Origin of the sequence: Bacillus cereus group sp. BceL291 (assembly GCF_051776705.1) — a bacterium.
Lineage (GTDB): Bacteria > Bacillota > Bacilli > Bacillales > Bacillaceae_G > Bacillus_A > Bacillus_A cereus.
The window spans coordinates 1-9,317 of the sequence record NZ_JBPWAP010000127.1 but is presented as its reverse complement, the minus strand read 5'-3'; the positions used below and the strand labels follow the sequence as shown (position 1 = coordinate 9,317).

Genomic DNA, 9,317 nt, shown 5'->3' with positions numbered 1-9,317 from the left:
ATATTAAGAAAAAACATTCAATTTCTTTATATTCTATCACGAATATAAAGAAAGGATGGCATTTTTTACTTTTGGGGATAGTTAACACTTTTAAGTTGATGGGCATGGGGTACCGCCGAGATACGTGTAAAAACAGGTCATAGTCTTACTTTCATTTCCAAATACGACCTATTGAGCTTATAAAGGGAGTATTGCTATTGTATTATTGAATAAGATTAAGAGGATAAAACTCAATATTACGTTAATACTAAATACAAGCTACTTTCCCCAAAGTAGCCACATATTGCAGTGTTTGTGTGAACAGCTAGCAAAAGCTAACTGCTCTTCTACTTAAAACAACATCATCTGCCCACTCTTAATCTGCTCTTCCAATTCCTTTACTCTCTTCTCAAGCTGTTATATTTCCTGATTTAAGAGATGATTCATTTTATTATTGTTATTCCTTGTTTTAAGGCATCTTTCATGAACGACATTATCGTATTAATCAAGTATCCATTTATCTTCGAATACCCACTCTTCACAAATAGGACATTCCGCCACAATACAACCTGACGCCATTTCTCTCTACCTCCTGAATAAAACCCAATATTTCGTAAATACTATAGATAACCCATCTTTAATGTGCTGTAACCATTTAGATCTTCTTTAAGACTGAGCAGTTAGCTTTTACTAGCTGCTCTTTTTAATTTTTACCCATTTGAATATTTCTTAATATTAAACACATACTATACATGGGTGATAAACCCGAACTCATTAAAATTCCTTTCTCCTTGACCGCTCCCCCTTTGGAGCCGAGCAGTTAGTTCTTATTAACTGCTCTTTTTCATACATACATTTTTTGGAATTTATTTTTTCATAAATAATTTTTAATGATTCTATCCATACTAAACTTGGGCTTATATAGCTCAAATAATTTTTCATTCACTTGGCGGACAGTTTATTTAATAAATTGTCTGCCTAAGCCATTTAATAATTCTGCTTTATATTAAAATGAAATTTTTATGTTAATCTTCTTCTAGCACTATAACAGTTAAATAATTACGAGCGTTCCTTCTAATAGCCACTCTTTTTTTATAAGATGATGACTTGTAATAATACACTGTCTTAGGAAGTACTCCTAAATGTTGAGCGCACTCCTTTACAGTTCCAATACATATTAGTGATTCACCTTTATAAACGGCGTACACTTTTGGACTCACGTTTCAACTCCCCTTTTTTCTAAAATAAAGTTTTTATAATAAACCTTCAATCTTTGCTATTGCTTCAAATATTGGATAGATCTGCTGGGGTACAACCGCGTTACCCAAGAATCTCAATCTATCTTCATCCCATCATCCATTCCACAAACTGCGGGTTGATTTTCTTCCCAATATGTTCCGGAAAGTGTTCTCCGATCGATCCCGGAAGATGTTTTCCATGGTTTCCGTTTGCTTCTAAAGGGGGTAATTTTCTTATTGGCTTGTAATTTTGACTTATCGTTGGAGTGGCCAGTAATAAATGTCCGGTATCTTTGATGTGGCGCGCCGACACTGACAGCCGGAAATACGAATGTCCTTTTGTTTTAAAATGAAGTTTTTGTTATACTCCCTCTCAAAACCCACAATATGTTAATATATACATAGATTAACAACATTTATCATTTAGACATTTAAGAAAGGATGATAAAATGGTTCTTTTTCAATGGTTAGAATCCTGGTTATCTAGTGACATTGTTCATTTTAATTTATTTGTAAGTATAACAACCTTTCTTCCTCTAGCATCTGTCATATTATTCTCTATAACATTTAAGAAAATAGGTACCAACGACACAGAAAGGCTTAGAATCAAGTTCCAAATATCTTATACAATGTGTACTTCACTACTTGTCTTATTAGCCATCTTTATTCTATGGATGCCTAAAAATACTATCTATTTCAGACAACATCTCATCATGATAATCTCCATCTCACTTCTTTCGGGATCAATATCTGGCCTGTACAATTATAGAAAAGAAACACTCACAGAGAGTTAAACTCTTTTTTAGAACTCGTTGCAGTTAGCGGGTTCTTTTTTTATAAAATAGTGTTTTCATTACAATCCTAGGTTTTTTACTTCCCCTTAAAGTTCATCCGAGAGAACTAAAAAAACAACTCACATTAATATAAAACTTCATCTAATTCACACTTCACCACCTTTATGTATAAACTATGTACCATGCACATTAAAACTACATTTATACAAGGTTTGAATTTAAAGTGAAGGAGGAACAAAGATGGCATCTTGTACAGGAATAGCTTGTTTTTTACTTTCTAATTGGCCAATAGGAACTGTTGTTACAATAACAACCAAATCTGGACAAATGATTGGCCCCGCTACTCTTTCTAATTATTATCCAACACTGTGTTTAGTCATATTAAAAGAGGAAGATATAATAACACCTGAATCCACTAATATCATATTTATAAGTTGCGAAGATATTGAAAGTATTACCTTAACAACTTAATACTTTATTAGGTATATCATTAGTCGGGTATTTTAAATTTTTAAAAATTCCCCTTAAATATTTTTGGGACCAAATTTCCCACTAAAGTTAAAATTTTAAATAAAAACTGCACACACATTAAAATCATACATACAATAATCATGGTAAGCTTTTCGATATGAGTCTTGGTAAAAGAGCACTTTCCCTAGTGCTCTTTTTTTGTTTGAATAAGAATTAAGAATATTCATCTAAAACATTCATATACTCTTATAGGTGTTGTCATTAGCGTTATGGAGTGCTCTGGTCAAGCACTCCTATTTTAGTTAACAAAATAACAATTTGTAAAAAACTTCGCACCCTTAAGTCTGACAAGCATATATTATTGTGTAGGACACTCCACGGTTTATACGTTCAAACCTTTTAGTCTAGGAGCACACTTATATGTGTGCTCTTTTTTATTTACTTTGAAATAGTATTAAATAAATTTTCATCAAACAGTTGCCTCTGTGACTATTTACTATAAATAATATATAGTTTCATATGACCATATTGAAAAAGGTATTCTATACTGCGGAATATACATTGGATAATAATATTGCAATGAATGATAGTAAGGCTGCATACTTTGTTGCGTTTGCATTTCTTGTTGTACTTGCATCTCTTGCTGTGCTTGTAACGCTTGTAGCTGAGCTTGTATAGCTTGATGTACAGCTTGAATTGTACTTTGCGAAGGACCCTGCCCACCTACAGAACGCATTTGCGTTTCATTGTAAAAATAATCTTGAAGCAATTTTATTCACTCCTTTGTAAATGTCCTTATTTTTCATCTTTCATACTATGAATATCTATTTAAAGTTGATAATTGGTGAAATCTTATATCTTATCACTTCCTAACCTCTCTATTCAAATAATGTTCTTATAAAAAACCTGCACATATATTAAAAGTATACATACAATAATCTTAGTCACCTTTCTATATAAATTTTAATCATAGAGCGCCTTAAAAAGCGCTCTTTTCATTTAAATAACCTTTTACTTCAAGGGTACTCACCATTCTCATGAAACAAGCATATATATACATAGACAAGACATAGATTTTTATATAGACATGCACAATTTTTGTGCATGTTTTTTTATTTCAATACAAGATAAGAATTTTATTATAAATTACAAACAACCATTTTTTGTTAAAAACTTTGCTAATTCAGCCAAATTGTGATATGCAGTTTCTGCTTCATCCAACTGCCCCTCTAAATAACCTTTTTTGTACTCTTTGTTTTCCATCCTTCATTCCACCTTTACTGTTATCGCCATGTTTTTGATTTAATACATGTTGACCAACTTTTTTTCAAAAATAACTATTTTGTTTAAATTTCATTTAATTCGCCAAGATAGGCTGTAACATATCGAATGTACGCTTCCTTGTTTCTTCTCCCATTCCAAGTTTCCATTCCTGTAATTCGTATGCTTGGGAATCTCTCTTCTAAAAGTTGTACCAGTAATTTCTTGTTTGTATGATTGTCAGCAAGATGCGCTTCTCTATCTTCCTCTGTGAAAATAAATCCTTTATCGCGAAGCTGTTGTATTTTATCCACATCTTCTTCCTTATCCATACAGGTGTACTACTTAATAGTATTGAAACTCTACCTAATTGAAAACCAAACTTTATATCTAATCCGCCCCATTTACTAAAACTCATTTCTGAAATGTAATTGAATACAAGTTCATCCCACCATCCATCAATCTTGCGAGTTAAACCTGATAATTGTTCTTTTAATCCATCAATTGGCTTCATATCTGCCATCTGTCGCTCTAACTCATGAATACGTATATTGGTATTACGAATTTCTTCATAACGTTTTTCTTGATTTTCCTTTTTTTTATTCTCCTTTACGAATAATTTTTTTTGCATTACACACAATATCTACGAGTCAGCTACACTCTTTCAAAACGGAGCTTTACCCCTCCGGACTGTTTAGGCACTTGGCAGGTGATTTGGTCAATCATCTGCCATTCCGATTAAAATAACACTTTTGTTCACATTTCTAATTTTGCTATTACATTCTCCCTACTTTTTTACTACGATTATATTTGTCGAATATTCTGTACATAATTATCTTCAAACCGCTATACTATAAATACAATAGTTAGAAGGGTGATGATGTTATGTATCAGCAACAAAACAATAGGGATAGAGATCAAGAAATGATGCTTTCCATGCAAGGTGTTCCGACCAATAAAGTTAACATGAATCAATTACCAAAATGGATTAGGAATAACTATAAATTTAGAGAATAATACAAAAAAAGTAGCTGGAAATGGCAATGTAAAGAAGTATACGGATGAAGAAATAGAACATCTAATACTAGGGTTGAAAATAACATCACAATCTTGTATAGATAATAATTTATATAATGCTTACGAACTTAAAAAATATCTTAAAAATTAAAACTAGAATAAATACCCCACTCGGTTGAAATTGAGTAGGGTATTTATTCTAGTTAATTAAAAAATCTTGAAGACATTTTGAAGTTCCTGGATTTAACGTTTGTCACCGTATAAGTACCCTCGCCCCCTTGAATCTTACCCCACATTTCTGAACGATATGTACCTGGCGGTAAAACGAAACTTACTGCAATGTAAACTAGGTTCCTAAATGGATTAATTATACCAAAATCAGATTTCCTCTCTAGAATATGATCACCGCTAGGATCGTTGATTGTAACGGTGGTACTTAAAGAATATGGGTACTGGAAGAACTATTTCTTTAGATAATTCAGTATTTTACACTATAATATTAATTGCTACTTTCAAGTGTTTGTACAGAAATTCAACGTTTTCATAATTTAAAATACTTCTCAGGCTATACAGTATTCTTATTATATATATTACTATTTCATTTTATCTGTTTTTGCAACAAATTGAGCTGCTTCTGCACGCGTTACGAATCTATCAGGTTCCCAGCCAGATCCCGTACCAATAGAAATCCCTTTATTGATGAGAATATTTGCATATTCTTCACCCCAATGACCTTTTAAGTCTGAAAATATAAGTTTGCTATTATTGGAATTCCCCTTGGTATTAAGATTATATGTTCTTACTAAAATAGTTGCAATTTCGGCTCTCGTAATATCTGCTTCTGGGTTGTATTTTCCTGTTCCATCTCCTATAATAATCCCTTTTTTCTCAACTGCAGCGATATAAGGTGAAGCCCAGTGATCTTGTGAATCATAAAATGTTGGTTTAACAGATGAATCTACAGGTAAATCTACAGTTTTTGCAATGATTTTGGCAGCCTGTGCACGTGTTAATTGATCATATGGTGCAAATCTTCCATCTGGATAACCATTTATAATATGCTTATTAACTAAATAATCCACGGATTCTTTGGCCCAATTAGGTACATCTGAAAAAGAGGCTGTTGGAGTTTCTTTCTTAACTACAACATTTTGCATTACTGTTCCATTAAATAGTATTGGATAATAGCCACCTGCATCAAAGCTGGTTTCAAATGTAAATTCTTTTTCCCCTGCGCTCTTCCATTTTATGACACCGTTTGTAACTGTTCCATCTTCCTCTTTCAATTTAATGCTCGCAGGTAAGTTCCCCGCTGGATCAAATATTTGTACTTTTTGATCCTCATTTACATTTCCTTCATTCAAGAAAATTTTTTGCCTTTGGATATTTGCTCGCTTTATATTTTTTAATGGGCGAATATCTGAAATAGCATTTGCATCTAAATTTACATTACTTAAATTTGGTAACATACTTAATGTTGAAATATCATTAATATAGTTTGTTTCCATGTTAAGAGTATTTAATTGTTCCAATTTAAATAAAGGAGTGATATCATTTATCTCATTATATTTTAAATCTAACTCTTTTAAATTCTTTAATTCGCTAATTGGCTGAATACTGTGAATTGTATTATATCCTAACGACAATTCCTCTAAATTAGTTAATTGGTTAATACCAGTTATATTACTAATATTATTACTTGATAAAAATAACGATTTTAAAGAAGTTAATGTGCTTATTTGCCCAATATCCTCTATATTATTTCCTATTAAATCCAACCGTGTTATACTTTTCATCTCATTTAATGGCGAATAGTCCGAAAGCTTAGTTTCTCTCAAATATAATTCTTCAACTTTTTTTAATTCAGTAAGTGGTTTAATATCGTTCATTTGACTATAAGATAAATCAAGAACTTTAAGATTTTTCAATTTAGATATTACTGACAAATCTTTGATTTGTGCATTTCTCAAGCTAAGACTTTCTAAATTTTGCAGGTACTCTAATCCTCTATAATCCTTTATCTCCTTATTGTCCAAATATATATCTTTAATTTCCAATAAATCTTCTTTGGTTATAGGTGCATTTGCATCATCTTTATTTAAGACCCACTGATTAATATGTTGTCTTAACTTTTCATCGGGTATTAACTCTTTACTATCAACTGGTTTATTGCTGGAATCCTCTTTCATACTTGAAGCATCTATTTCAAATTGAACTTGATATTTATGATCATATCCCATGGTCGGAATCAGAACATGCATCTGCATATTATATTTCTTTGAGAATTCTCCTATCTCAAATTGAACCACTTTTGTCCCATTTTTTCTTTTATCTTCAGAAATTACCTGTACATCATGGAATACACCAGGTGTACGATAATCTTCTACTCTAAGATATTGAAAATAGTCACTATCCTGAACGGTTACCGTTACAATTTTCTTTCCATCTTTAATCGTAACTTTTGGCTCCTTTAAGTAATTAGATGTGATAGATAATTCATTGGTTTGATCCCGATATGTTTTTAAGATTACATCATAGGTACCTTCTGAAACTTGTTGATTTGTATTTACTTGAATAGGCGTTTCTGCTTTAACTATTGGAGAAGCAAGCACGTTAAATGGAACTACTAAGGATGCAGCTACAACCAACCTTTTTAGATATTTCGTTTTAATTTTTCCCAATATAATATCTCCCTTACATAAAGAGTAATAAAAAAATAATTAACACTATAATCATATTGATAATGATTATCATTGTCAATATGATTGTATTCAGAATTTACTTCTTGTTAGTATGTTTTTCAGAACATCAATAATGTACTTATATAATTTTATGAAGATATACGCATTTTTCTAAATCTGTAGTATTATCGGGTCAAGAGTTAGGAAACCAGCTGAATTTTAGAATTCTTACTCAAGATATACTTCTCTCCAATCTTCAAAATGTATAAAAACCTGAAGAAGGATGCTTTTTTATCAAGCTTCCAACCTCAGGTTTTACAATTAATTTTTTTCATTTTGTGGGTTCGTTTTTAAAAAAGAGCACCCTTATTATAAGGGTGCTGCAACAAGAAAGAACAAACATATAATAATAAAATGAAAATTGAAGCTAGCCTCTTTCTAGAATTTTATCGAGGTATTTCTCTAGAGAAATATTGAATACTTCTTTAAGAATCTGCTGATATTCTTCTTCATTTATAGTTCGTTTACTTTTTTCACCTTTTCTTGTTTCTGTAAAACTTTTTTTAGTAAGCGAAATATGTCCATCTTCTACTAATTTGCAGACAATGGATCCTTTGTTAAAAGGTGATTCGGGGTGCTCTACAATAATATTTTGTATATCATTTACTTTGTTTGTATCTATTTTATCTAATGAAAATGCAAATCCAGTGGACCATGTATTAGTAGGTTCAGAATCAAGGAATTGGGCACTCTCTCCGTTATCTCCTTTTTTCATTTCTAATAAGTAAGTGCCTTTTTCAGTATTCTGTTTACGTATACGATATTTTCCTGTTTGAGATGAAATCACTTCACCGCTAAATGGAACTGGATATAATGGAAGATGTGAGGCAAGTCCACCATCTATAATGTATTTTTGATTATTATAATTTAAAATAATAATTACATGTCCATCGTCAGGTTTCCACTTAGCATCACCTAAATCGTAGACTGTACCAGATATGCGATAAACATCAAATCCACAATCAAGTAAAAAATAATATAATACAGTATTGAGCTCGTAACATAGTCCTCCACGTTGATCTAATAGTAATTTTTCTTGAACATTCTTTCTAGTAACCTTCCGATTATTTTTGTTCATAACGTCTAAATTTTCATAAGGTATTACATATGCCATTTGCTGAAGAATTTCATGTAAATTTTCAAAGCTTACATCTTCTTTCGGAGATATCTGTAACCGTGAGAAAAAATTTTTTTGTAAATCAGTTAACACTGTTCTTCACCTTCCATTTTTAGAAAATTTAACCATAACGTATAATGGTACACTAAATAAATATATAATCAAGTGTAATAAAATGAAATGAAGTTCTTTTTCGTATATTTTTATCTTTTTCCGACAGAAGACTCCTTCCTCAAAAATGTGAAGGTGTGAACCACCAATTTTAGATGGGAGATGAATGTCGGTTGGCATAAGCCAACATATTTGCTATCATTTACTTGTACAGATTGCTCTTCGAAAACTGAAGTTATGAGGTTGATTACAGAAAAACGTTACAACCGTAAAATCTTCAATGTTCTATCGCCCCATGCTTGCCGAAGTTGCGAAAACCAAGCTAAAGTAGGTAGTGTGGTGCGCCAACGTACAAGATACTTATGTTCTCACCGTAGGGACTACGGGTAGAGCCTGCTAAGATAACCGGTGGATACATTGGTGTTCGCAGGAATCTCCCACTTCAAAAAGTTCGTAAGGACGTTAAGTGGTGAGTAGTTATAAATGCTAACTTAAATATGTACATTAACGCTTGAATAAATATGTACATTTTCAATTGGATTCTCCATACTGACTCTGAGGTGGTTAGTATGTATATTAAGCTAGATAT

The 9,317-nt window shown here is 31.7% G+C and carries 7 protein-coding genes and 1 pseudogene; 2 read left to right on the top strand and 6 right to left on the bottom strand.

Annotated features, from left to right (window positions below):
• Positions 1-1,004: 1,004 nt before the first annotated feature.
• Together ACS2CR_RS32385 and ACS2CR_RS32380 are read right to left on the bottom strand one after the other, a co-directional pair.
• A complete protein-coding gene (locus ACS2CR_RS32385) occupies positions 1,005-1,199 on the bottom strand; it encodes a hypothetical protein (RefSeq protein WP_144489270.1) in 195 nt (64 codons plus the stop codon).
• A gap of 33 nt (positions 1,200-1,232) precedes the next feature.
• A pseudogene (locus ACS2CR_RS32380) lies at positions 1,233-1,555 on the bottom strand (DNA (cytosine-5-)-methyltransferase); the annotation flags it as partial.
• Between the two features lie 696 nt (positions 1,556-2,251).
• Here ACS2CR_RS32380 and ACS2CR_RS32375 point away from each other — a divergent pair.
• Complete coding sequence (locus tag ACS2CR_RS32375; RefSeq protein ID WP_144489272.1) at positions 2,252-2,482, top strand: CGEA protein; 231 nt, start codon at positions 2,252-2,254, stop codon at positions 2,480-2,482.
• 496 nt (positions 2,483-2,978) lie between these two features.
• On the opposite strand, the gene ACS2CR_RS32370 is transcribed toward ACS2CR_RS32375, so the two are convergent.
• Together ACS2CR_RS32370 and ACS2CR_RS32365 are read right to left on the bottom strand one after the other, a co-directional pair.
• Entirely contained in the window at positions 2,979-3,218 is a 240-nt protein-coding gene (locus ACS2CR_RS32370; RefSeq protein ID WP_309567672.1) for a hypothetical protein, read from the bottom strand.
• A gap of 726 nt (positions 3,219-3,944) precedes the next feature.
• Positions 3,945-4,373: a hypothetical protein gene (locus ACS2CR_RS32365; protein ID WP_260857144.1), complete on the bottom strand. Its 429-nt coding sequence runs from the start codon at positions 4,371-4,373 to the stop codon at positions 3,945-3,947.
• A gap of 254 nt (positions 4,374-4,627) precedes the next feature.
• Here ACS2CR_RS32365 and ACS2CR_RS32360 point away from each other — a divergent pair, with 254 nt between their 5' ends.
• Positions 4,628-4,759, top strand: coding sequence for a hypothetical protein (locus ACS2CR_RS32360; protein WP_260857145.1), 132 nt, complete (start codon positions 4,628-4,630; stop codon positions 4,757-4,759).
• Positions 4,760-5,352: 593 nt separating this feature from the next.
• On the opposite strand, the gene ACS2CR_RS32355 is transcribed toward ACS2CR_RS32360, so the two are convergent.
• Both ACS2CR_RS32355 and ACS2CR_RS32350 read right to left on the bottom strand, forming a co-directional pair.
• Complete coding sequence (locus ACS2CR_RS32355; protein ID WP_153603066.1) at positions 5,353-7,440, bottom strand: NEAT domain-containing protein; 2,088 nt, start codon at positions 7,438-7,440, stop codon at positions 5,353-5,355.
• Between the two features lie 427 nt (positions 7,441-7,867).
• A complete protein-coding gene (locus ACS2CR_RS32350) occupies positions 7,868-8,710 on the bottom strand; it encodes an arylamine N-acetyltransferase family protein (protein WP_309567671.1) in 843 nt (280 codons plus the stop codon).
• Between the last annotated feature and the right edge of the window lie 607 nt (positions 8,711-9,317).

Bases quoted from the DNA above. Each gene is read 5' to 3' on its own strand.
- ACS2CR_RS32375 (WP_144489272.1), top strand. From the start codon at position 2,252: ATGGCATCTTGTACAGGAATAGCTTGTTTTTTACTTTCTAATTGGCCA.
- ACS2CR_RS32370 (WP_309567672.1), bottom strand. From the start codon at position 3,218: ATGCGTTCTGTAGGTGGGCAGGGTCCTTCGCAAAGTACAATTCAAGCT.
- ACS2CR_RS32365 (WP_260857144.1), bottom strand. From the start codon at position 4,373: ATGCAAAAAAAATTATTCGTAAAGGAGAATAAAAAAAAGGAAAATCAA.
- ACS2CR_RS32360 (WP_260857145.1), top strand. From the start codon at position 4,628: ATGTATCAGCAACAAAACAATAGGGATAGAGATCAAGAAATGATGCTT.